The organism is Methylobacterium sp. WL116 (assembly GCF_008039455.1).
In the GTDB taxonomy this organism is placed as follows: domain Bacteria; phylum Pseudomonadota; class Alphaproteobacteria; order Rhizobiales; family Beijerinckiaceae; genus Methylobacterium.
Genome location: NZ_VRUV01001118.1, coordinates 1 through 498 on the forward strand (window position 1 = coordinate 1; position 498 = coordinate 498).

Sequence of the window (498 nt, forward strand, 5' to 3'; positions counted from 1 at the left end):
GCTCGCGCCTGCGCGAGGCGGCCGGGATCGGCTGGGTCGGCTGGTCGTACCCGCAGACGGGCATCGTCGCGACGATCCGGCACGCGCGTCCGCACGGGGGCCGGGCGACCGAGCACTTCCTCCCGAGCGGGCCGTTCGCGATCCTGCCGCTGGCCGACGGGCCGCAAGGGCACCGCTCCTCGATCGTCTGGACCGAGCGGGCCGCCGACGTCGACGCCCTGCTCGGGGGCGAGCCCGACGCGGTGCTGGCCGAGATCGAGCGCCGGTTCACGCCCGATCTCGGGCGGCTGGCCCTGGAGCAGGGCCCGAGCGCCCATCCGCTCGCCTTCGGCATCGCCCGGCGCTTCCGCGCCGAACGCCTCGCGCTCCTGGGGGATGCCGCCCACGTCATCCACCCGATCGCGGGCCAGGGCCTCAATCTCGGCCTGGCGGATGCGGCGGCCCTCGCCGAGGCGGTCACCGGCGCCCTGCGCCTCGGGCTCGATCCCGGCGCGGCGG

1 protein-coding gene is annotated in these 498 nt (G+C 77.5%); it reads left to right on the plus strand.

Going from position 1 to position 498, the window contains the following annotated elements; genetic code table 11:
* Window positions 1-498 (plus strand): FAD-dependent monooxygenase (locus tag FV223_RS29670; RefSeq protein WP_187276311.1); only part of this gene is annotated, 498 nt, incomplete at both ends.